Source organism: Candidatus Syntrophocurvum alkaliphilum (assembly GCF_009734445.1).
Lineage (GTDB): Bacteria > Bacillota > Syntrophomonadia > Syntrophomonadales > Syntrophomonadaceae > Syntrophocurvum > Syntrophocurvum alkaliphilum.
In genome coordinates this window covers 1,175,246-1,199,842 of sequence record NZ_CP046457.1, presented here as the reverse complement: position 1 = coordinate 1,199,842, position 24,597 = coordinate 1,175,246, and the positions used below count along the sequence as shown (strand labels likewise).

General features: G+C 29.9%; 16 protein-coding genes. 12 read left to right on the top strand and 4 right to left on the bottom strand.

All coding sequences use genetic code 11. The features are described from left to right. The first annotated feature begins 49 nt into the window (after positions 1-49). The 8 genes from SYNTR_RS05800 (at position 50) to SYNTR_RS05770 (ending at position 10,306) form a co-directional block, all read left to right on the top strand. Complete coding sequence (locus SYNTR_RS05800; protein WP_156203637.1) at positions 50-2,431, top strand: DEAD/DEAH box helicase family protein; 2,382 nt, start codon at positions 50-52, stop codon at positions 2,429-2,431. Between the two features lie 115 nt (positions 2,432-2,546). After that, positions 2,547-3,077, top strand: coding sequence for a DUF6431 domain-containing protein (locus tag SYNTR_RS05795; RefSeq protein WP_156203378.1), 531 nt, complete (start codon positions 2,547-2,549; stop codon positions 3,075-3,077). Between the two features lie 138 nt (positions 3,078-3,215). Continuing rightward, positions 3,216-4,499 (top strand): DDE-type integrase/transposase/recombinase, encoded by a 1,284-nt coding sequence (locus SYNTR_RS05790; RefSeq protein WP_243140260.1) that lies wholly within the window; start codon positions 3,216-3,218, stop codon positions 4,497-4,499. Between the two features lie 2 nt (positions 4,500-4,501). Continuing rightward, positions 4,502-5,302, top strand: coding sequence for an ExeA family protein (locus SYNTR_RS05785; RefSeq protein WP_156203377.1), 801 nt, complete (start codon positions 4,502-4,504; stop codon positions 5,300-5,302). 160 nt (positions 5,303-5,462) lie between these two features. Next, a complete protein-coding gene (locus tag SYNTR_RS05780; protein ID WP_156203636.1) occupies positions 5,463-6,212 on the top strand; it encodes a DUF3427 domain-containing protein in 750 nt (249 codons plus the stop codon). 50 nt (positions 6,213-6,262) lie between these two features. Next, on the top strand, positions 6,263-6,397 hold the full coding sequence (locus SYNTR_RS11705) for a hypothetical protein (RefSeq protein WP_279285942.1): 135 nt from the start codon (positions 6,263-6,265) through the stop codon (positions 6,395-6,397). Between the two features lie 196 nt (positions 6,398-6,593). Then, the gene (locus tag SYNTR_RS05775) at positions 6,594-7,502 is read left to right on the top strand and encodes a restriction endonuclease (RefSeq protein WP_156203635.1); all 909 of its coding nucleotides are present in this window, start codon (positions 6,594-6,596) and stop codon (positions 7,500-7,502) included. A 35-nt stretch (positions 7,503-7,537) separates the two neighbouring features. Beyond that, a complete protein-coding gene (locus SYNTR_RS05770; RefSeq protein ID WP_156203634.1) occupies positions 7,538-10,306 on the top strand; it encodes an AAA domain-containing protein in 2,769 nt (922 codons plus the stop codon). A gap of 733 nt (positions 10,307-11,039) precedes the next feature. Here SYNTR_RS05770 and SYNTR_RS05765 read toward each other — a convergent pair. Beyond that, on the bottom strand, positions 11,040-12,716 hold the full coding sequence (locus SYNTR_RS05765) for a DUF262 domain-containing protein (RefSeq protein ID WP_156203633.1): 1,677 nt from the start codon (positions 12,714-12,716) through the stop codon (positions 11,040-11,042). A 398-nt stretch (positions 12,717-13,114) separates the two neighbouring features. Between SYNTR_RS05765 and SYNTR_RS05760 the strand changes: the two genes are divergently transcribed. The 3 genes from SYNTR_RS05760 to lexA all read left to right on the top strand — a co-directional run bounded on the left by SYNTR_RS05760 (position 13,115) and on the right by lexA (position 18,954). Beyond that, complete coding sequence (locus SYNTR_RS05760) at positions 13,115-13,498, top strand: HIT family protein (protein ID WP_420885511.1); 384 nt, start codon at positions 13,115-13,117, stop codon at positions 13,496-13,498. A 3-nt stretch (positions 13,499-13,501) separates the two neighbouring features. Beyond that, positions 13,502-15,763 (top strand): DEAD/DEAH box helicase, encoded by a 2,262-nt coding sequence (locus tag SYNTR_RS05755; protein WP_156203631.1) that lies wholly within the window; start codon positions 13,502-13,504, stop codon positions 15,761-15,763. Positions 15,764-16,500: 737 nt separating this feature from the next. Beyond that, the gene (gene lexA / locus SYNTR_RS05750; protein ID WP_156203630.1) at positions 16,501-18,954 is read left to right on the top strand and encodes a transcriptional repressor LexA; all 2,454 of its coding nucleotides are present in this window, start codon (positions 16,501-16,503) and stop codon (positions 18,952-18,954) included. A 194-nt stretch (positions 18,955-19,148) separates the two neighbouring features. Here lexA and SYNTR_RS05745 read toward each other — a convergent pair whose 3' ends face one another. Together SYNTR_RS05745 and SYNTR_RS05740 are read right to left on the bottom strand one after the other, a co-directional pair. Beyond that, positions 19,149-19,499 carry a hypothetical protein gene (locus SYNTR_RS05745; protein WP_156203629.1) on the bottom strand — a complete coding sequence of 117 codons (351 nt, stop codon included), beginning with the start codon at positions 19,497-19,499 and terminating at the stop codon, positions 19,149-19,151. 5 nt (positions 19,500-19,504) lie between these two features. Then, positions 19,505-20,254: a ParA family protein gene (locus tag SYNTR_RS05740; protein ID WP_156203628.1), complete on the bottom strand. Its 750-nt coding sequence runs from the start codon at positions 20,252-20,254 to the stop codon at positions 19,505-19,507. A gap of 450 nt (positions 20,255-20,704) precedes the next feature. Here SYNTR_RS05740 and SYNTR_RS05735 point away from each other — a divergent pair, with 450 nt between their 5' ends. After that, positions 20,705-21,037, top strand: coding sequence for a hypothetical protein (locus tag SYNTR_RS05735; RefSeq protein WP_156203627.1), 333 nt, complete (start codon positions 20,705-20,707; stop codon positions 21,035-21,037). A gap of 121 nt (positions 21,038-21,158) precedes the next feature. On the opposite strand, the gene SYNTR_RS05730 is transcribed toward SYNTR_RS05735, so the two are convergent. Beyond that, the gene (locus SYNTR_RS05730; protein ID WP_156203626.1) at positions 21,159-24,413 is read right to left on the bottom strand and encodes an S-layer homology domain-containing protein; all 3,255 of its coding nucleotides are present in this window, start codon (positions 24,411-24,413) and stop codon (positions 21,159-21,161) included. Positions 24,414-24,597: the final 184 nt, after the last annotated feature.

Here is a 24,597-nt window from a genome sequence, read left to right as displayed (position 1 = left end):
AAGAATGTGGATTTAATAAATATATGTTTTTCAGGAAGTGGGGGTCTAAATGAACCTTAAGAAGGGACTATATGAACAGGTCATAAACGAAGAGTTGAATGAAGAGATAAAAAAGAATATAAATGATGTAGAAATATATAAAGAAATAATTGACTATACAGATGCTAATTTAATTTTAACTACATATTTAAGCTATATATTTAAAAAAGGACTAAATTACTATAAATCATCTAAAGAAGATGTATTAAAACAAGTAGAAATAGCCAATAAAATAATTAATTCCTTTGCTGAATATATAGATGATGAAGAGTTTAAGAATTATAAAATAAATGAAAACCATCTATTAAGAGGTGTATTTGATAAGGAGATTATTAATAAGGATATTAAGGAAATACAACCTATAACCTCTATATCTAAAAGTTCACTATTCACTGGTTCTCATGTAGAACCTACTGTATATAGTGAAATTAATAAAGAAATAGCCACAGCTGACAGGGTAGATTTATTAGTATCGTTTATCAAGTATAGTGGATTAAGGCTTATTATGAATTCCTTAATAGAGCATACGAAAACCAAAAAGCTGAGAGTTTTAACTACTTCTTATATGGGGGCAACAGATTTTAAGGCAATAAAGATGTTAGCTGAGCTACCTAATACAGAAATCAGGATATCTTATGATACACAAAGAACTAGGCTTCATGCCAAGGCATATTATTTTCATCGGGAAACAGGGTTTAGTACTGCATATATAGGTTCTTCAAATTTATCTAAGGCTGCCCTTACAGAAGGTACTGAATGGAATATGAAAATATCTGAGTATACATCAAAAGAAGTAATAGAAAAGTATAGAATAACTTTTGAAACCTATTGGAATGCAAAAGATTTTATGACCTTTGATATAAATAATGTAAATGATACCAAGCTCCTTAAACAATCATTGAGTCAAGAAACTACTACAGATGAAATTAGAATTACATTTGATATCAGACCTTATGCTTATCAACAGGAAATATTAGATAAGTTAGAGGTTGAAAGAAAGGTGTTTAACTCTAGGAAAAACCTAATAGTAGCTGCAACTGGTACAGGGAAAACGGTGGTGTCAGCATTTGATTTCAAGGAGTACTACAAGAAAAATCCTAATTGTAGACTCCTTTTTTTAGCTCATAGAAAAGAAATTTTGCAGCAAAGTATAATGACCTTTAGAACAATTTTAAAAGACCAAAACTTTGGGGACTTGTGGGTAGGAGAACATAGCCCAAGTTCTGATAATTATTTATTTGCATCAATTCAAACATTAAATGCAGACTCAAAATATAAAAAATTTAATGAAGATTATTTTGACTTTATTATACTTGATGAAACTCATCACGGTACTGCAGATTCCTATGATAGGATTTTAAATCATTTTAAACCAGATATACTTCTAGGTCTTACAGCTACACCAGAGAGAATGGATGGAGAAGATATTTTAAAATATTTTAATAACAGAATAGCGTATGAAGTCAGGCTTCATGAAGCTATTGATAGAGGTCTTCTATGTCCTTTCCACTATTTCGGTGTAACAGATAGCGTAGATTTGGATTCAATAAATTGGGTTAGAGGAAAATATGATATATCTGAGTTAAGTAATGTTTTTACTGGAAACGATATGCGGGCGAACCTTATTATTAGGTCTTTAGATAAATATATTAATGACATTGCTGCTGTTAGAGGTTTAGGATTTTGTGTTAGTAAAGATCATGCGAAATATATGAGTATGTATTTTAATAAGAAAAACATTCTTTCTATTAATCTTGATTCAGATTCTTCACTAGAGGAAAGAAACAATGCTCAAACACAATTAATTAAGGGAGAAATTAAGTTTATTTTTGTAGTAGATTTATATAATGAAGGGATAGATATTCCAGAAATAAATACGGTACTATTTTTAAGGCCTACAGAGTCCTCTACAGTGTTTATTCAGCAATTAGGTAGAGGACTAAGAATAACTGAAAATAAAGATGTTCTAACTGTTCTTGATTTTGTGGGACAAGCAAATAAAGAATTTAATTTTAGAAGTAAATTAAGAAGTGTAGTAGGAAAAACTGAAAACTCTATTGAGGAAGAAATAGAAAATGAATTTCCAACCTTACCCAAAGGATGTTTTGTACAGCTTGAAAAGAAAGCAAAAGAATATATATTAAATAATATTAAACAAACCTATGCCAATAAAAACAACTTAAGGAAAATGATTAGAAACTACAAACATGAAACAAATAAGCCTCTTACATTAAGTAATTTCTTAAATCATTATCAACTACAACCTTGGCAAATATATAAAACTGCTACTTTTTTTGAATTATGTCATTTAGAGAACTTAAAAAGAAATTATATAGAGTGTATTGATAAAGAATTAAACTCTGCTCTTAAAAGGGTAATGGCTGTTATTTAGCACATTAAACTATACAAAACCCCTTACTTTATTTGCAAATTACAACTAATAAAAGTGATGTTAAAGCCATAATAATTTGCTAAACTTTTTGCAGATTATTATGGAGGTAATAATATTGCAAATTATATGGACAAAGGCAAATAAAATTTCAAAGTATATAAAAACTACAGTAAATAATACTTTTCCTCATATTTTAGAATGTCCTTGCTGTAAAGCTAGGATTAAGTTATATAGGCATGGGTATTACTATAGAAATGTCATTTATTATAAGAAGGAATACCAGATAAAAATCTGTAGGTACTATTGTCGCTCTTGCAAGAAAACCACTTCTTTAATCCCAAGTTTCCTACTACCATATTTTCAGCATTCTCGCCCACTTATATTAAAAGAACTTAATAAAATTTTTAGTAAACTTCCCACAAGATTATCAAGGCAACAAGCAGCCTTTTATAAAGCTAGATTTTTAAGGAATATGAATGCTTTAATAGTTGCATTAAGAGAGAAGCAGCAATTGTATGGCATTTCTAGAGATGAAAATAAAAAAGCCATTCAGTTATTAAAATATTTAACCCCTCCGCCAAGAGAAACAACCTTAAAAGGTCATTATGATCAAATAATTAATAACTTTATGGCACTTTCATTTTAACATTTTTAAGAAGTTTTTAAACAATTTTTTTATTCCACAAACCTTTTGCCTAGCTTTATATAGGTATTTACTAATAAAATATATTTAATTAGGTTAACCGGTTAACCTCCAATAATAACTGGAGGTGTTTAAATGGCTATTACAGAAGAACAAAAACTACAAATAGCTCTATTTCGCTTTTCTCTTGTTGCTCCAATTCTTAATAATCAAATTGAAGATATTAGTGAGTATTTAGAGACATTAGCATCACAAGTCCATGATGTCCCTTATTACGGTAAAAGAGAGTATAATGCTAAAACAATTCGGATCTGGTTTTATGATTACAAAAAAGGCGGCTTAGATGCACTGAAACCTAAAGGCAGAAAAGACAAGGGCTCTTCTAGAGTTATTTCTTCATCTTTAGGTGAAAAGATAATATCCTATAGACAAGAAAACCCTAGTATTAGTGTAATGCTACTTTATGAACAGATGGTTAAAGATGGCTTGTTTTTACGTTCACAGATATCTTATCATTCAGTTTACCGTTTTCTTGCTAAAAGAAATTTAGCTAAACCTTTAGTAGAACAATCATCTTCTAAGGTTAGAAAAAAATTTGCTTATGATGAAGTTAATCACCTATGGCAAGGCGATATGATGGTTGGACCTTATCTTTATGTTAATGGAAAAAGAAAACCTACTTATCTTTTTGCATTTATTGATGATTGTTCAAGACTTGTTACTTTTGCTAGATTTGATGTAGAGCAAAATTTTGAGAGTATGAAGAGTATATATGTTGAGGCTTTACTTAGAAGGGGTATTCCTCAAGTAGTTTATCTTGATAATGCTAAGGTTTATCGCTCTACTCTATTTCATGAAGCATGCGCTAGAATGGGAACTGCTATTTCACATACCGAGCCGTATGATGCTGCTAGTAAAGGGAAAATAGAAAGATTTTTTCGCACTGTAAGAGATAGGTTTTTACCGTTAATCCCTAAAAAGCCGTCTTCTTTAGAAGAACTTAATAACGCTTTTTTAAGATGGTTAGAAGAGGATTATCACAGGCGCATACATTCTGCTTTGAAAATTTCACCTCTTGATAAGTATATGTCCCAGGCAAGCAAAATCAAGGTGGTTGATGACCCTTTATGGGTTAATAATCTATTTTTAAAAAGAGAGAAACGCAAGGTGAATAATGATTCTACTATTTCTCTTTACAATCAGTTTTATGAGGTCTCTTCTATTTTTATAGGTAAACGTGTTGAAGTAAGATTTGATCCTAAAAATATGGATAAGGTAATGGTATATGAAAATGATGAGTTTTTAGAATATGGTAAGTTAGTATCTTTAGCTGATAATGCTATTATTAAACGTGACTATTCTCTAGATAACCCAGAACAGAAGCTTTCTTTTCATCAGGCTTCAACGCAAAAGGGGGATAGTTAATTATGTTTAAAAGTTTTTATTCTTTATCTTCTAAACCTTTTAGTAAAGAAATTAATTCTAAGAATATGTTTACTTCTAATTCTTACAATGAATTAACTGCTAGACTTAATTATTTAAAAGATAATCGTGGAATTGGCATGATAGTAGGTGAAGCAGGTTCAGGGAAAACATCAGGATTAAGATCTTTTACCACTTCTCTTAATCCTGCTTTATACAAGACTGTATATTTCCCTTTATCTACTGTTACTGTTAATGATTTTTATAGAGGCTTAGCTTATAGTCTTGATTTAGAACCTGCTTCTAGAAAAATTGATCTTTTTAAACAAATTCAAGAGGCTATTTTAAGCTTTTACCATAATAAAAAGATTACACCTTTTATTGTTTTAGATGAATTACAATTTGCAACTTCAAGCTTTTTAAGTGATTTACATATGCTATTTAATTTCTCTATGGATGCAGAAAATCCTTTTATTCTTATACTGTGTGGTATGCCATCTTTAAGTATGAAGTTATCACTAGGACATCATCAACCATTAAACCAAAGGCTTATTATGCGATACAAAATGCAAGCTTTGTCTAGAGAAGAAATTAAAGCTTATATTGAACACCAAATGACTTTAGCTGGATCTAGTTATCCTATATTTTCAGATGCAGCAATTGAAGCAATTACTTCTGTAAGTCGTGGATGGCCACGTTTGATTAATAGCCTAGCGACTAATAGTCTAGTTTTTGGTTGTCAAAAGGGACTAAAGTATATTGATGACGAGGCAGTTCGATTAGCTGCAATAGATTTAGGTATGTAATATATTTTTTTGCCGGTCTTTGTACCGGCTTTTTTAATTGTTTTAATTTGCAAAACTTTGGTTTTTAAAGAATTTTAATCTGCTAATTTTGCAGATTAAAACGGATTTTATTTATTTTTAATGTGCTAAAGTGTGGTTAGTTTATTGTGCAAAACAACAAATGCATATAAATTCTTTAAAATTACTAGAATTCTTAATTTCATATTTAAATCAAGAAAATTATTCTTTAGAGAGTCTAAGTGAAGAAGAAAAAATAATGCTTCTAATGTTTCACTATACTGTCTGGAATGACTCACCTAAGGGAGACTTAATCTATTATATAAATAAACTTAAGCATGATAATAAATACATATTTGAAGAGATAATCGAACTGCTTAAGTATAATAGAGACAATATTGATTATATGGCAGAAGAAATTAACCTTGATTATGCTTGTCCTCTAGAAGTATATGCAAGATATAGTACAGATCAGATATTAGCAGCTTTTGGTGTGCATACTTTAGATCATAAAAAGAGTTTTAGAGAAGGGGTACTTTATTTAGAAGATAAAAATACAGATCTATTTTTTATAACTATAAATAAGTCCGAAAAGCACTTTACTGCTACAACACAATATGATGATTACGCTATTAGTGAAAAAATGTTTCATTGGCAATCACAAAGCAGGACATCAGATTCATCGCCAACTGGCCAAAGATATATTAATAGTAGAAAAAATAAAAATACAATACTGCTTTTTGTAAGGGGGTATAGAAGTGAAAATTCTATTACATCACCATTTTACTTCCTTGGTAAGGCTAATTATGTTTCTCATGAGGGATCAAAACCTATTAGTTTTGTTTGGGAATTGGAAAAACCAATACCACCTTTTATTCTTAAAAAATCAAATAAAGTTGTTGATGTTGTTTAAGTTTTCAAGTATGAAGGACAAACAATATTTTTATTTACTGATACATTTAATTGTTAAGAACAAAAGAGATATATAATCCTATTGGTGGAGTTAGGGGAGTAATACTGGAGAAGAGAGTAATTATCCAAAATGTAGGTTTAGTGCAAATGGTTAAATTATTATTAGTAACAGAAGTTAATAACTAAACTAATTATATTAAACAACGAGCATAAAATAGTGCGAAGGTATTAGCATTTTATACACCTATTTCCACCATCTATAGAAAAATATATAATACAATAACATGCAAGTGAAGACAAAAATAAAAGGTATTTAAGTATATAAAGAAGAAAAAGGTAAATTATAGAAACAATATGTATATCATTATTAAGAGGTGTTTACATGAGTATTCCAGATTATCAAAGTGTTATGTTGCCGTTATTAAAATATATTGAAGATGGAAGAGAGTATTCTCTAGCTGAAATTTATGATTATTTAGCAAAGCATTTTGAACTAACAGACGCTGAAATAAAAGAATTATTACCTAGTGGCAAACAAGCTGTATTTCGTAATAGAGTAGGTTGGGCTAGAACATATTTGAAAAAAGCTGGGTTAATTGAGTACACCAAAAAAGCTCACTTTAAAATATCTAGTAGAGGACAAGAGTTACTTAAAGAAAACCCTAGCGAAATTAATATATCTATTCTAAAGAGATATCCAGAATTTATAGAATTCAAAAATACTAGAAAAAATTCTAACAATACCACAGTAAATAATAGTTTTGAAGAAATAGATCCTGAAGAAGGACTAGAGATGAACTATCAGAGAATACGAAGTGAGCTTGCTAGTGAGCTTTTAGATACTATTAAAAAATGCTCTCCAACATTCTTTGAAAAGCTAGTTGTAGAGCTAATAGTAAGCATGGGATATGGAGGCTCAAGGAAAGATGCAGGGGAAGCAATTGGCCAAAGTGGAGATGAAGGTATTGATGGAATAATAAAAGAAGATAGGCTTGGATTAGATATAATATATATACAGGCTAAAAGATGGCAGGGAACAGTAGGGAGACCAGAAATACAAAAGTTTGCAGGTGCCTTAATGGGAAAGAGTGCAAAGAAAGGCATTTTTATAACTACTGCAAATTTTAGTAACGAAGCTATTGAATATGTGAAACTGATAGATAGTAAAATTATTCTCATTGAAGGAGAACAATTGGCTAGTTTGATGATTGATTTTGATGTTGGAGTTACAACAGTAAATACATATGAAATAAAGAAAATTGATTCAGATTACTTTATAGATGAATATTAATTAAATATTCCAATTAGAAAGGAAGCAGTTTAACAATGGATGTTGAAAAGCATCTTATTATAGTAAAAGGTGAAGATAAAACTCAATCAATACAAGAATGTGAGTATAAAGATAGTAAGTGCATGATTACATATGCTAACAATAAAACATACTCATACAATCCACGTAATGTAATATGGTTAAAGAATCCTAAACTTTTAAACCCCGAAACAACAAGAGTTTATATTAATAAACAACCATTTTCTGAAGTTAAGAAAATAGTTAATTTTGGTGAGTATGTACGAATCTTTTTTGTTAACGGATATAATATTGTTTATCATCGTAATGAAATTATTATAAAAGAAAAATCTTTTAATAATTCTGATATAAAAAGTTCTGATGTGATCAGCTGTTATGATTATTTAAAACATCTTTCTACACAAATTAGTATTAGAGATGAAGATGAAAAAAGCTTTTTAAGAAAGCAATATGAAAGAATAAACTATGTCAATCCAAGTAGTGTTTTAGCAAAATATATAAACCCAATTGAGTTGCCTAAAATAAAAAATAATATACTTTCAATATTTCCATTTGGTTTTAATTTGAGTCAAAAAACTGCAACTAAAAAAGCGTTTAGCGAACAAATAAGCATCATTGAAGGCCCTCCAGGAACTGGAAAAACACAAACCATTTTAAACATTATTGCAAATGCAATAATAAATGAAAAAACAGTAGCTGTTGTGTCTAACAATAACTCTGCAACAGCAAATGTTTTAGAAAAACTTCAGGAGCAAGGCGTAGATTTAATAGCAGCTTTTTTAGGAAATAATGAAAACAAACAAAAATTTTTCTCTGAACAAACTCATTTATATCCTGACATGAAGACATGGTATCTAGATAACAAAACTTATAAAGACCTTGAGCAAAAATTATTAATAAGCAAAATAAAACTAGAAGAGCATTTAGAAATAAAAAATAAGGTTGCAATCTACAAACAGGAATTATCTGCATTATTAGTAGAACAAGAGTATTTTAATACTTATTACGATGAAAATAATTTAAGGATGGAGCCATATCGTTCTATATTCAAGCATAACTCTGATACGGTATTAAAACTATGGTTAAAATTCAAGCAATTGATAGAAAGTGATAGAGCTATTTCTTTAAGTTATAAATTAAAAAATCTATTATTATATGGTATAGTAAGTTTTTCTTTTTATAATAATTCTAATGAAAAAATAATAGCACTTTTTCAAAAACTATATTATGAAAATAAGGCTGCAGAGTTAAGCGCGATTATTAATAACTTAAACGGACGTTTGGAAAGTTTTCGGTTTGATAATGCTACTGAGGGATACACAAATATTTCTATGAGTTTATTTAAGGCAAATTTAGCTAAAAAGTATATGAAAAATAAAGAGCGAAAAGTGTTTACAAAGAATTGTTTATGGAAAGAAAAAGATTTTAAACAGTTTATTAAAGAATACCCAGTTATTTTAAGCACTACCCATTCATTAAAGAGTTGTATAAGTAATAATTATTTATTTGATTATGTAATTATTGATGAGGCATCACAAGTAGATATTGTTACTGGCGCATTAGCGCTATCTTGTGCTAAAAATGCTGTAATTGTAGGTGACTTAAAACAATTACCTATGGTTGTACCTAAAAAAGAAGCTGACTTAACAAATAAAATATTTAATAATTATAAACTAAATAAAGCATATAATTACAAAAACAATAGTATATTATCTTCAATTTCAGAATTGTATAGTAGCAAAGTGTGTAAAACGATATTAAAAGAGCATTATAGGTGTCACCCTAAAATTATTGGTTTTTGCAATCAAAAATTCTATAATAATGAACTTATAGTATTAACTGAAGAACAAGAAAGGCATAATCCCATAGTTGTGTATAAAACAGCTAAGGGTAATCATGCTAGAGGAACATATAATCAACGGCAAATCGATGTAATTCAACAAGAAATCATACCTAAGCTAAAAAATCATAATACCATGAGCTCTGTAGCTATAATTTCACCTTACAGGAAACAAACGAATAAATTAAGAGAGAAGGAAAATGAAACAAACATTGAGGTAGACACAGTTCATAAATATCAAGGTAGACAAAGGGATATTGTGATTTTATCAACTGTCGTAAATGAAATTAATGAATTTGTTGATGATCCTAATTTAATTAATGTAGCTGTATCACGTGCGGTTGATAGATTAATCTTAATCGTATCAGACAACGAAAAAATTGACAATTCAAATATTGGGGATTTGGTAAAGTATATTCAATACAATAACTTTGAAATTATTGATAGTAAAATATATTCAGTATTTGATTTACTTTATAAAAAATATACTGAACAAATATATGAACAAATGAAGAATAGGAAAAAAGTGTCTTATTTTGATTCGGAAAATCTAATAAATGCTGTAATTGAAAAAGTGCTTAGTGAGCTACAGTTTGCAAACTTAAACTGGGTTATACATAAACCACTTAGAATGCTTATTCGCAATCCAGACAAGCTTAATAGTGAAGAATATAAATTTGCTATGAATATATTAACACACACAGATTTTGTTATCTTTAATAAACTAGATAAAATGCCGGTTTTAGTAGTAGAAGTTGATGGGTATGCGTATCATGCTAACAATCCAAGACAATTGGAAAGGGATAAGATGAAAGACACTATTCTGAATAAATATGGAATACCTGTTTTAAGAGTTGCCACAAACGAAAGTGGTGAAGAAATAAAACTACGAGATAAGCTGAATCAGGTTATTAATAGTAACTTATCTAAAGAAGATAGGCATTAATGATTTCATATTATAGGTTAAAGCTTAAACAAAAATATAGCTAAAACATATGTAGAAAATAGTATAGGCAATGGATATGATTATAAATCTCTTTTTTACATATATTAGATAGAAATTTATTTTACTAACATCTTGTATAGTTTCCAAAACTATTAAGCTTAGTAATTATAACGTGTATTTCACCTGGTATATTAATCATATTGGCTCCTCTATAGGCTAATTATTACTATTCTTTCAAATATTTTATCTAATAATATAAAAGGTATAGCATACCTAATAAGAAACTGGTAATTTTCAAAAAAAGGGGAGCAGCTTGACACTCTCCTTGAAAATCTTATGAATTCTGATGTAAAAAATTTTAATTTTAATGTTATGAAATTTTAGTAGTCATAAAGATATGATTTGGTAATATCTAAATTTATAATCATATTTTTATTATTCTGAAACTTTAGACCTTTATTAATTGGTTTGCTCGATTTAAAATATTTTTTGCAATGGAAGTTCTTTAAGTATTTTTTTAAGAGTAGCAATAATTATAATGCCAGATATAGACTACTCTCTTTACATCTTTACAAATGTAATCAAAAATATTTAAAAACATAAATTGTCTATTTCCATTTAAAAAAACGGAAGCAGACCGTATTGTATAGCTTTATTCCATGAACTGTACTATTTCATGAAATGGTACATCATAATCTATTTATTTAATTATTTTTTAAATTGATGTTTATTTTTAGACATTTAACTTCCAAGCTTTTTTTAATAAATTAATTAATTTCTTTTGCCTTGTTTGTAAGACTTCCGGTGTCCATGAATCTTCTTGAATAACTTGAGTTGTTAAAGCAAATGAACTTATACCATTTTTTGATTGGAAATACGATGTTTTTTTCTTTTGAAAATCATAGTTTTTAGCTTGTGAGTTTTTAGCTCGTGTAAGCAATACTAAATTTCCTAATTTGTGAACAAATTGGGATGGATCATCAAAATTGTCTAACCATTCACTATTCTCTTTTGGTTTTTGTGGTAATACATGCTCAACAGTAATAACAGAATGGTCATAGTAAGGCTGTCCATCAGTTAAAAGAGAGTCTAAACGCAATAGTAGATACCTTCTAGCTGTATCTTTTAAATCTGTATATACTTCACCATTTAGTTTATTTAGTACTTCTATTTTATCTTCTTTCTTAACTTCTAAAGCTGAATCACTTTTAAATACATTTACTCCTTTATCCATTTCTCTTAGAATTTGCGAATACTTTGACATTCTCCAATTAAAGTTTTTTCTTAAAATCATACTTGTACCTGCAAAAACTTCTAACCTATATAAAAATTCTTCTAAATTATTATTATTATTTAACATGTAGAACATAGCAGGTGGAATCCAATCGTTGTTATCAACTTTATTTAATAAACTTAGTATTTTTAATAGCCGAGGATTATTACTATAATATGAATTATAATCTACTAATTTTAAATATATTTCACCATAAGGAATTAAGACTTCATCAATAAATGCTTTACCATTTATTTGGGAAAAAATTTCATCATATTCTGCTTTGTAATTTGCACTACCTTTACGTTTTTGTAGAATCATTCTTATATGGTCAAAAAGTTTATTAAAACGCTCTCTTCCTAATGATACTTCAACATCTTCCCATTTGTTTGTATATGAATCTTGTTCACTTTCTACTATATCTCCGATAACTTTAGCTTTAAAAATATCACTTGTCATTAAATCTAATCCTCTGTCATTTAATACAGTAAAAATTCTAAATGCTGAATCAAAATTAGGAGTAGAGACTACTACAATATAACAAAGGGTAGCAATTACACTAGGCAATGTTTTTATAGTTGTTTCATTAAGCTCATTAAGTCTTTCATTAAAATAAATAGCATTTTCTATAATAGCTTTTTGGCTATCAGTATTAAAAGTAGTACTTTTGTTAATTTTTAAAGTTGATCCTTTTATTTGAATATGTTTTTTAAAAAATTCACTATCGCGATTTCGTAGCCTTAGGCGAAATGTATCCTCTATATTTCTGATTTTACTACCTTTTTGTACAATCATACTGTCAAGTTCTGAAGCATATTCTTCTCCTAAAATGTCTCTTAAAACAGCAATTAGGATAGTCAAAGTAGTAAGTCTTTGTTGTCCATCTAAAATTTCTGATGAAGGATCATCTTGTTTTACTAAAACAATACTACCTAGAAAATAAGGTTCATGGATACTACTAATATTCTTTTCTGATACTCCATGATGTTCTATAAATTCAAGTAAGTCATCTAATAATTCTCCTGATTCATCAGTAGTCCAAGAATAAGGTCTTTGAACAGGAGGAATCGTGAACAAATAATCATCAGAAAAAATTTTATGCAAAGGTGTTTCTTCTGCGGATAAATTGGATTTCAAAATACTCTCTCCCCTCGATACTTTTCATATATTATAAAGCCTACAAAATTAAGTTAATTATTTTAGTTTAAATTAGAACTTAAAAGCAATTTGTACATTATTGCGTGTCTTATTGAAAAAGATATTAAATTGTTTCTATAAGATTTGATGAATATCCTGCAGTTATTTGTCTTATTTTTACTGTTAATAATATAGAAATAATAAGTTATTAAAAGCTAAAGTGTTTTTTAAAAAGTGTTGTTTAATTAGCTATAGGTGTAATGTTATTAAATTATTATTAAAAGTGTTTTGCTTAGAAGTATCAAAAAAATGAGGATTCTTTTTATTTCTTTCCGCTTAAATTGGTTAATATTGTATAATGGGAAGAAACATGCTGTTACTTAGGAGCAAGAAATATGATAGACAAATGTATTTTTTGTGAAATAAAAGAAAAAGTTCTAGAAAATGATTTAGCATTTGCTATATATGATAAATACCCAGTTAATCCTGGTCACATGCTAATAATTCCTAAAAGACATGTTGCTGATTACTTTGATACTACAATACAAGAAAGACAGGCTATAGATAAACTGGTTATGGATTGTAAAAACCTACTAGATGAAAAATATAAACCTGATGCCTATAACATTGGAATTAATTGTGGCGAAGATGCAGGACAAACTATTTTTCATGTACACGTACACTTAATCCCAAGGTATAAAGGAGATTTAGATAATCCTACTGGTGGAGTTAGGGGAGTAATACCGGAGAAGAGGATATATTACTGTGTATTGGGGTGTTAGATTGTGTATCACTACGAGAAAAGTGTTAATGCTGTAAGCAGCAAAGCAGAAGATATCTTTGTACAACTGTTTTGCGAGGCTTTTGGTCCTGAAAAAGAAGAAAAATTATATGTTCAATATCCTTTTAAAGATATTTATGGTAATCAAAGATACATAGATTTTGCTCTTGAAAATGAAGATATGAGAATTGCAATTGAGATTGATGGTGAAACCTATCATAATCCCAAATTAGTTTCAGAAAACAAATATTATGATGATTTATTAAAACAAAATAGTTTAGTGCATAATGAATGGAAAGTTTTTCGTTGGGCTTATAGACAGCTAATGAAACAACCAGAAAAAGTTAAAGACGAACTACTTACTTTTTTAGGAGAAAATCCATTTTTTAAAGCCTTCGAGGATTATTTACCACTTCAACAAGGAAAGGTAATAGAATTGCGTGAATACCAAGAAGAAGCTATAGAGAATTTACAAAATATGCGTGCTAAAGGTGAGAGCATAGCTTTATTATATCATGCTACTGGAATTGGAAAGACAGTTACAGCTGCTACAGATGCTAAATCCGTAGGTGGTAGAACTCTATTTTTAGTAAATGCTCTTAAGCTAGCAGACCAAGCTGAAGATACTTTTGCTAATATTTGGCCAGAAGCTAGTCGAGGTAGGTATACTGGGAGTGTAAAAAGTAAAACAGAACAAGTGATTTTTGCAACAATACAAAGCATTTCTAGAAATCTTGATGATTTTTTCCCTGATTCATTTGATTACATCATTATTGATGAATGTCATCATGCTGCTGCTAAAACTTATAAAAAGCTTCTTAATTATTTCAAACTAAAATTTATTCTAGGCCTTTCTGCTACACCAGAACGTATGGATGGCGAAAATATGCTAGAACTTTTTCAAAATACAGCCCACAAAATGGATTTGAAAACAGCTGTTGAAAATGGTTATTTAGCACCAATTAGATGCATTAGAGTTAAAACAAATGTTGATTTATCTGATGTTAGAATTAATGGAATTAAATATAATATGCAAGATTTAGAAAGTAAGATATATGTTCCTGAACGCAATAAATTAATTGTAGATACATATTTAAAATACGTAAAGAATAAAAAGACAGTTATATTTTGCGCCAGTGTAAAGCATGCTCAAGAAATAGCTGAATTATTACAGACAGCTGGTGTTAAAGCAAGACCTATCTCAGGACAAGATAAACTAAATTATCGTAATTCAATTCTTGAAGAATATGAAAATGGTAATGTTAATGTTCTTTGTGCATGTGACTTATTAAATGAAGGATGGGATAGTCCCAGAACTGAAGTGCTATTTATGGCACGACCAACAATGTCTAAAACTATATATTTACAGCAGGTGGGAAGGGGAACAAGAAAATGTGAAGGTAAAGAGGATTTATTAGTATTTGATTTTGTTGATAATGCCCGAATGTTAAATACACCATGTTCTTTACACCGAATTCTTAATATTGCCGAATACCGTCCATTTGAATATGTAGTGGCACCACCAGATAAAAAGCAATTTGATAAAAACATGGTTTATCAAGGAGAAAAACCAACTATGTATTTAGATATTCCTATAGATGCTAAGGACTTTGAGGTTATTGATTTATTTGACTGGCAAAATGAAGCGAAAAATATGTTATCACAGACTGAATTCGTACGTATGGTTGATGTGCAGGAAGGAACAATTGAATCATATATAAAAAATGGAAAGATAAAACCAGATCTATCTGTTCCTATAAGTGATACGAGAAGATTTAATTATTTCCACAAAGAAAGTATTGAAAAATACGCTAAAGAGTTTAATTGGGATCTCATTACTAGTGCAAATATAAAGGAGAAGTTTATAGAGTATATAAACACTATGGATATGAGTTATTCTTATAAACCAGTTCTATTTATGGCAATGCTTGATAGATGCAATGATACTGGAAGAGTAAAAGTTCAAGATTTAATAGATTTTTTTATTGATTATTATGAAGGACGTAAAGATAAAGGATTAGTAGTTGAAAAGAAAGCAAGTATTTTTGCTAAAGGTGATTATAGTAGAAAAGATGTTGAACACTTGATATTTAGAAATCCCTTTAAAGTTGTATCTGATATGAGCTTTGTGAAAAGATGTAAAGAAATAGAATGGATAATGTTTAACCCAAGTGTGTACAAAAAGCTTAGTAGTGATGATAAAGATTGGATAATTGATAGGTGTAATAAAAAGTTAGAGGAGTACTACGCTAGGTTTGAAAAATAGCAGTTTGCTATTTTCACAAAGGAATGGATAACAGGGCAAGATTATCAGCAAATGTGTACTTTTTTAGATAACTTCCTTATGATAGCTGGCCATTTATTCTTAAGTCTCCAGGAAGAGCTGATGTTAAAGCCAAATTAAACGGTTGGAATTTTTCTGCCGACCCTCAATGTTTTATAGCAGAAATTGCAAGTAATGAACTTTCAAATATGGAAAGGGGTGTACCCTATATACTACATCCAATAAAGAAAAGTGATAAATACTATTTTGTAGTAAATGAGGACGTTACAGTAGTTAGACCGTAAAGATAATATCGTTTTTAAAATTTACAGTTCTAAAAAATAACCGGACACAAGGGTGTCCGGTTTAAACATTATAAAACTAGAGTTTATATTTTATTAGCAAGGGGATTGGAATATGGTTATAACAAGACAGCAAGTTTTTATAATAATGAAATTTTTAGGGGTGCGAGAAAATTTCAAGTAAATATCTAAGTGTGATTATGCTCCCTCAAACATTAGTCTGACGGATTTTTTATACCCTGGGGTCTTATAGTTCGCGGATATAAACAAATGCTTTGTGGTGTTATTGTTTCATGTATACACAATAATTAAAACAAAAAAGGGTATTTAAAAGAAATATAGAATTATTTGGATTATAATGTATGTTAAAAATAACCGTTTTAACCGCGAAGCAAATAATTATTTAAATAGTGTTTAAGTTTCTGAGGAGGATCTGCTATGCAGTTAAATATGGAACAAAAGAGGTTAATACAAGCTAAGCCAAATGGTCATGTTTTAATCAAGGGAGTAGCTGGTTCAGGCAAGACAACTGTAGCTGTTCATAGAATTCCCTTTTTATTAACTAATTATTGTTTTGGGGAAGATGACAATGTTTTGATGGTAACATACAATAAAACGCTGGTTAATTACATCCAGCATTTATATGAAAAAGTAGAAGAAGAAAACCAAATGCCATTTCAAGATATTTTTGGCAAAAATAAGAAAAAAGTTGATATACATACAATCGATAGTATTCTTTATAAATATTTTAGTCAATATAAAAAGCACAATAAGCAAATAGGTGAAGTAATATCAGACAGTAGAACAAAATATGCAATCTTATCTGCATGTGTTGCAGAATTAAAAAAGGAATATTCCAATATAAATATATTGGATCATAGGAATATATCTTTTTTAATGGATGAAATTGACTGGATTAAATCTTGTAATTATATGGAGATCGAGGAATATCAAAATGCAGATAGATTGGGCAGAATGAATCATCAGAGCAAGGAAGGCCCCCAGAAATTAATGAAAAATTCCAATACAAGAAAAGCAATCTTTGATCTCATGATTCTTTACAATGAACGCCTTAAGGAAAAAAGATACATAGATTTTAAGGATATGGCTCTAATTGCTTTAGAGCAAGCTAAGAAAATGGTGGGTAAGAGATATACTCATATCATTATTGATGAAAGCCAGGATTTGACTAGAGTACAGCTTGAGGTACTAAAATTGATGTACCAAAAAGAAGAGTACAGTAGTATATACTTTATAACTGATACTGCTCAGAGCATATACCCACATTCATGGTTAGTCAAAGGCAGAAGCTTTACCACCATTGGTTTTGATATGACGGGGAAAAGTAATACTTTAGCAAAAAACTATAGAACTACAACGCAAATTGCTCAAGCAGCGTATAGCCTAATTGAGAAGGATCAAAATATCATTGATGATGAAAATTTTGTAAAACCATCTTTGATTGACCGTCAAGGTTATTTTCCTGTATACCGATGGTTTAGGCAACCACAGAATGAATTGAATAGTGTAGCAAAAGAAATACAAGGTAATCTTATAAAACGGTATGACTATAAAGATATTGTGGTTATTGCTAAAAATAGAAATCAACTTCACGAGGCAAAAGAATACTTTGATAAATTAGGTATTCCATGTAATATCATTACTAAGAAAGATTCGGATTTTCAAAGCAATATGGTGAAACTTCTTACTATGCATTCCATTAAGGGATTAGAATTTAAAGTAGTCTTCATTATTGGTCTAAATGAAGGTCTAGTGCCATTTATATCGTATCAGGACATAGATGACGAAAGTGTTCAAATGTCAAACGATAGAAAGTTATTATATGTAGGAATGACTAGAGCTAATGAACTTCTTTATTTGAGTTCTAGCGGTACCCCTTCTCCTTTCATCAAGGAAATTAACCATAATTACTTAAGGATCAATTCATACAGCAAGTTTAGGAAGTATTATGATATAAGGATAGATAATTATGCCTTTAGAGAAAAAATATTTAACCTTTATTCCAAAGAAGAAAAAGTTAGGCAGTGGGTTATTAAGGAATTAAAACAAACTTATAAATACCCATCTGAATTGATAGATGTTGAGTATAAGGTTAATAGTTTCTCTGCAGTGGGTTCTGTAGACATTGCAGTGTCAATTTATAATAATAACAATCTCATACCTTTTATATTTATTGAGGTAAAATATTTTGGAACAGGTGTTAAAGAGGGTTTTTCACAGCTAAAGAGTTATATGAGTCACAGCAAGACTTGTCAGTATGGCATAGTAACAGATGGCAATGAACTGATTGTAATAAATAATGAGCATGAAAAAGTGGACGATATTCCTCCATTTCATACATCTATGCTCCCTTCTTCCATAGAAAAATATATATATAATGACTTGAAACATAATTGTGAATATGAAATCATTCGTGACCCTTATGAACCATATGTATTGACGGTTAAAGAAGGTGAAGGTGTGGAGGAAACTATATACTCAGATGATAACACTAGGGGTGTTTCGATATATGGCAATATTGCTGCAGGTGTACCTCTCTATATGAATGAGGAGATAGGAGAACGATTTTACTTGCCCAACGAATGGTTACAAGGGCAAGGCGAATGTTTTATGCTAGAGGTAAAAGGTGATAGCATGCAAGATGCTGGAATTCATTATGGAGATTATGTACTTGTTCGAAAACAACAGGAGGCTTATAACCGAGACATTGTAGTTGTAGCTATTAATGATGATGCTACAATGAAGCGATGGATGAAAATGGGGGATACCATTCTTTTAATTCCTGAGAACAATAATTATGAACCTATACAAATTCAAAACGAGCAGGCCAATATTCTTGGTTTAGTAATTGGTGTAGTGAAAAAGATATAATGGATTAGGGTTAAATATGATTATCTTTTAGTAAAAGGTATGGGAATATGCGTCTGCAAAAGTTCATTTTAAAACATTAAGTATATTAGCAAGAACAGAAATAGTTCTTGCTATTTTTTGTTTTTGAGCTTTTATATTTAAGAAATGAAAATAGGCTAAACTTTTTCGATTTTAAAGTCAGGAAACAGGCAGAATTATTTCTTGAAAATAGCCCATGGAAACCATATCATCCATGGGTTTTTAATTAACATCATATCATGTTCAAGTTGCTTTTTAAGTGCAGAAATTTCTTCACGTAATTGTGCAACCTCTTTTTCCTGTTTTTCAAATGATTTAAGTTTATCATTTAATTCATTGAGTAAACTCAAAATTTGTTCTTGCTGATTATTGTTTATTTCAATACTAGTTTTACTTGCTTTTTCCTGACTAGTATTTTCTGTTTGTACTTTTGAAGCTAGATTTTTTTCTATATTAGGATCACGGCTGTCTTGTATCCATTCTAATTGTTCAAAAGGGTCTTTACCCATTCGTTTTTTTTGAGTCATCACTTTCAACTCCTTTTTAAAATCTCTTCACATAAAGATAAATAATCCTTCGCCCCAGCAGAATCAGGACGGTATGTAAAAATATCTTGTCCAAAGCTAGGTGCTTCAGCCAAAGAAATATTTTCTCTTATAAATGTTGAAAATAGTTTGTCAGCAAAATGTGTTTCTAGTTTTTCTACAACTTCACGATTTAATATTTTTCTATTATCATAACGAGTTGATATAATACCACTTATTTTAAGAGAAGGGTTAATACGATTTTTAACTATCTCTATAGTTTCTAATAATTTACTCATACCTTGTAAAGCCAAAAATTCTGCTTGAACAGGAATAATAATCTCTTCTGCCATAACAAAAGCATTTAAAGTAAGTAAGCCTAAACTAGGAGAACAATCTAAAAGAATAAAATCAAAGTCACTAATTTCATGTAAAGATTCTTTAAGAATAAATTCCCTACCAGCTATGTTAGAAAATTCAGTCTCACAAGCAGCCAAATTAATATTTGCAGGTATGATTGATACATTTCGTATGTCCAATATAGCATCATTTACATGACATTCATTTTTCATAATGTGAAAAATATTTTTTTGGGCAGTATTATCACTTATTCCTAAGGAGGCAGTAAGATTAGCTTGGGGGTCAAGATCAATGACTAATACTTTTTGTCCTTTTTTTTGCAGACCATAAGCTATATTGATAGTTGAAGTAGTTTTCCCAGTACCTCCTTTTTGATTACTTATAGCAATCTTTCGCATATAAAATCCTCCTAAGTGATTAACATTTAAAACTTTATTTCTTCATTTTTACCAAATATTCCTTTAATAAAAAAGAAGTCAATCTGAGAATCTATTTCATTATCATGTATGAACAATCAGTACATAAAAAAAAAGCAAAATATAACCTTAATAACAAATAGTATCTTATTTATGATAAGAGGTAGGCTGCGTTATAGCAGTTGCCAAGCTACCACTGAACTTAAAGATGGTCAAGTTTTTAGAAGAAACGGTGAGACTGGTATAGTAGAAATAATAGATTAAATTATGTTCCAGTGAGGATAAAAGTAAAACCAAGTGTTAATCATTAGCTTTTTTTATGTCTAGGAGTAACACTATTGTGTTATTTAGTACCATAATTACTAATTTGTAGCAAATGGCACTTATTTTGCATATTATTAATATTAGAAGGACCTTTTTGGAGTGATTAATATGGATGATAGACAAATATATATTGGTGTTTTTGTACGTAAACCTGTTATAGACAGATTAAGAAAGCAAAAACCAACATACTCGATTACTTGCTTAGAGAGTGCAGGTAGGAAAGTAGGTAATATAGTTTATTTTTTTTCAGAACAAGAAGTAGACTTAAAAAAACATTTGATTATAGGTGCTTATTATAGTGAAAAAGAACAAAGATGGTTACAGAAAACTTTTCCATATCCAGATGTGCTATATAACCGTAGAGCTGAGGGTACAAACAGTAAGAAAGTACAATTGTTTAGAGATACAGTAAAAAAACTTGGGGTTACACAAAATAGCTAATATTTTTAATATTAAACTATAATTCAATAAAAAAACCCTAGAAGGCTATGCCATCTCTAGGGTTCTCTTATTTATTAAGCATTTAAAAAATCTTACCTAATTCAAGGAGGTTACAGGATTATTATGGGATCATAATTAATTTTGTTTGGTTAGTTTCTAAGTTTATGTTAATTGTACTTTTTACTTCTTCTTGATATTCGTAAACTACTTTATATTCACCGGGCTGTAAATTGCTTATTTCGTTAAGTTTTGCATAATCATTAGATTGACCAAAGGTTTGAATTTCAATCTTTTCTTCTATTAGTTCATCATTCTTAAAGATATTTATTATTATGTTATTTTCATTTTTGTTTTTAATATTAATATAACCGATAATACTTGTCTTGTTATGTGTATAGGTTATATTAACACCTTTTAATAGTAATGGCTCAAAATCTTCAAAATTACTTGAATTTGGGTTTTCTGTAATATCGTTGTGACTTATTTCTAAAGTACTATTGTTATCTAAGCAGTCTATTAGTACTGAGAAATCATCTATAGAATTACCCGCTACATTTAAATCTACTAAGCTTAGTGTTTGTAAAGGTGCTAAGTCTGTTATTTCATTATCACTTATATTTAGCTTTTCTAAGTTTATAGCATATTGCAAACCATTGATATTAGTGATATCTGCATTACTAGCATCCAATTCAGTAAGTTGTTCTAAATCATTTTTTGTTATACTGCTATCTTCTAAATTAAGCTGAGTTATTATTATATCTTTTAGATTATTGTCTATGGATATTTCTTTTACTTCTTCTTCAACTGTTATAGTAGCTTCTACTTCTAAAGTAGTCTCTGAGTCAGGTTGTTCTACTCCCTCAGGTAGTTCAAAAGTACCGATTGCAGTGTAGGAGCTTGGTTCATTTCCATTATAATCTTCAATTGTCCAATCCAAATAAACGGTATGTTCTCCATTATCACTATCAACTACAGTAGTGCTTTCAGCTAGTTTATCTATAGCATCACTTTCTTCTGTTCCGTATTCTACCGTTATGTCATTTACATTATTAATGCTATCAATGGTTGGTTTTACTTCTTCTTTAACTGTTACCGTAGTTTCAACTTCTAAAGCAGTCTCTGGGTCTGATTGTTTTACTCCCTCAGGTAGTTCAAAAGTACCGATTGCAGTGTAGGTACCTGCTTCATTTTTATCATATTCTTGTATAGTCCACTTTAAGCTTACAGTATGACTATCTTCATCACTATCAAGTATAGTAGTGCTTTCAGCTAGTTTCTCTATAGCATTACTTTCTTTTGTTCCGTATTCAACTATTATGTCACTAACATCATTAATGTTATCAATAGTTGGTTTTACCTCTTCATTTACTGTTACCGTAGTTTCAACTTCTAAAGCAGTCTCTGGGTCTGATTGTTCTACTCCCTCAGGTAGTTCAAAAGTTCCGATTGCGGTGTAGGCACCAGCTTTATTTTTATCATAGTCTTTTATTGTCCAATTTAAGCTTACAGTATGACTATCTTCATCACTATCAAGTATAGTAGTGCTTTCAGCTAGTTTCTCTATAGCATTACTTTCTTTTGTTCCGTATTCAACTGTTATGTCACTAACATCATTAATGCTATCAATAGTTGGTTTTACCTCTTCATTTACTGTTACCGTAGTTTCAACTTCTAAAGCAGTCTCTGGGTCTGATTGTTCTACTCCCTCAGGTAGTTCAAAAGCACCTATTGCAGAGTAGGCACCAGCTTTATTTTTATCATAGTCTTTTATTGTCCAATTTAAGTTTACAGTATGACTATCTTCATCACTATCAAGTATAGTAGTGCTTTCAGCTAGTTTATCTATAGCAGCACTTTCTTCTGTTCCGTATTCTACTTCTATATTATTTACGCCTTTAATGCTTTCTATTGTTGGATTAGTTATTACCGTGCCACCACTATTACTTCTAGACGAACGCCTAGGTGAACTAGGTATTTGTTCATTAGTAGTGTTTTTTATTTTATTAATCTGGTCTTTAACTATAGTGGTTTTTTGAGTAATATCAATACCCATTACTGTACTAGTATTCTCAATAGCTTTAACTGTTGTTTCAACCCAATCATCGACAGTTGCCCAATTATTTAATGTTGGATTACTCATAGGTTTTGGTGCTTCTGGTGGTGAATAATGAGATACTATATTAGTTTCCTGTCCTGCATTAACATTTACACTAGTATCAGATGATATTACGTCTACTTCACCTTCAAGAACGCTTACTCTATGGTTTTGCTCATCAACAATATTCTCCCAAATAGTTCCCTTTACTTCGGCAATACTCCCAGGCATTTGTACTTTTACTCTAGTTCTTTTTTGAGTTGCTTCTTTCCACCATGGAACTTCTTGGGCTTCTTCCAAAACGATATCCTTATCATCTTGGCTAAAATAATTAGAAGCTAGCACCCCATTAATCTTTCCTTTTGATAATTCTAACTCTAACCAGTCAACAACAACTATTTCAGTGCCATCCACACCTATTGTTGACTGCCCAATAGCATCATTTATTTTTAACTCAGTTAATTCATCTATAAGTATACTGGAGTCATCAGGAAAAGTTAATATAGCTTGTGCATCTTTTCCTGTGGTTATCTTATAACCTATATCACATACAGTTTCATTTTGCACCTTTTTAACATCTTCATCGCTATAGATTTTCACCTCACCTTTTAGAGGTACTAGTGATGTTAATAATTCGGTTTTCCTTAGCTCTGGAGCCAAAACCATCATACGTGCTATAGCATAGGCAGATTGCTCTCTATTAGCAGCAATATTTGGGGAAAATGTCCCAGCATCTGCTAATTCCATAACATTAGCATTAATTACAGCTTTAATCTGTTCTTCAGCCCAGTGTCCATTTATATCATCTATTTCTAACTTAGCACTACCAGTAGATTTAGTTAAGTTCATCATAACTGTAGCAACCTCAGCTCTAGTTACTGTTGCTTGCGGCCTAAAAGTACCATCAGGATAACCACTTACTATTCCTTCTTTATATGCTGTTTCTATTACATCATAGGCCCAAAAATCAGAGCTAACATCAGTAAAAGTGAGCTTGTCCCCACTAACTATATCAATATCCTTTGCACGTAGTACTAACGCCACAAATTCAGCTCTACTTATAGAATTAGTAGCTCTAAATGTAGCATCTGGATAACCGGTAACAACATCTTTATTGTTTAAATACACCAAATAAGGATATATTGGCTCATTTTTTGCAATATCATCAAAATGAGCACAAGCTTTGTCGGAAAAACTAAAAGCAAACAATAAGCTTATGGCTAACACACTGACTATTTTAGCAACTATTTTTTTATTAGAAATTGTATTTATATGATTCATTAAGTACCTCTCCCCATACCCTTAAAACATTTTTCTACATTTTTCTTTTATTATCGAATATTATATCATTTACCTTTAATATACAACAGGTATAAGCTTTGCACCTAGTGGTTAATTATTCCAAACAAATAAAATGGATTATTGTGTATAATTATGTTATTACATTTTTTAATATGTTAAACTT

Bases quoted from the DNA above. Each gene is read 5' to 3' on its own strand.
- SYNTR_RS05800 (WP_156203637.1), top strand. From the start codon at position 50: ATGAACCTTAAGAAGGGACTATATGAACAGGTCATAAACGAAGAGTTG.
- SYNTR_RS05785 (WP_156203377.1), top strand. From the start codon at position 4,502: ATGTTTAAAAGTTTTTATTCTTTATCTTCTAAACCTTTTAGTAAAGAA.
- SYNTR_RS05780 (WP_156203636.1), top strand. From the start codon at position 5,463: ATGCATATAAATTCTTTAAAATTACTAGAATTCTTAATTTCATATTTA.
- SYNTR_RS05775 (WP_156203635.1), top strand. From the start codon at position 6,594: ATGAGTATTCCAGATTATCAAAGTGTTATGTTGCCGTTATTAAAATAT.
- SYNTR_RS05770 (WP_156203634.1), top strand. From the start codon at position 7,538: ATGGATGTTGAAAAGCATCTTATTATAGTAAAAGGTGAAGATAAAACT.
- lexA (WP_156203630.1), top strand. From the start codon at position 16,501: ATGCAGTTAAATATGGAACAAAAGAGGTTAATACAAGCTAAGCCAAAT.
- SYNTR_RS05745 (WP_156203629.1), bottom strand. From the start codon at position 19,499: ATGACTCAAAAAAAACGAATGGGTAAAGACCCTTTTGAACAATTAGAA.
- SYNTR_RS05740 (WP_156203628.1), bottom strand. From the start codon at position 20,254: ATGCGAAAGATTGCTATAAGTAATCAAAAAGGAGGTACTGGGAAAACT.
- SYNTR_RS05735 (WP_156203627.1), top strand. From the start codon at position 20,705: ATGGATGATAGACAAATATATATTGGTGTTTTTGTACGTAAACCTGTT.
- SYNTR_RS05730 (WP_156203626.1), bottom strand. From the start codon at position 24,413: ATGAATCATATAAATACAATTTCTAATAAAAAAATAGTTGCTAAAATA.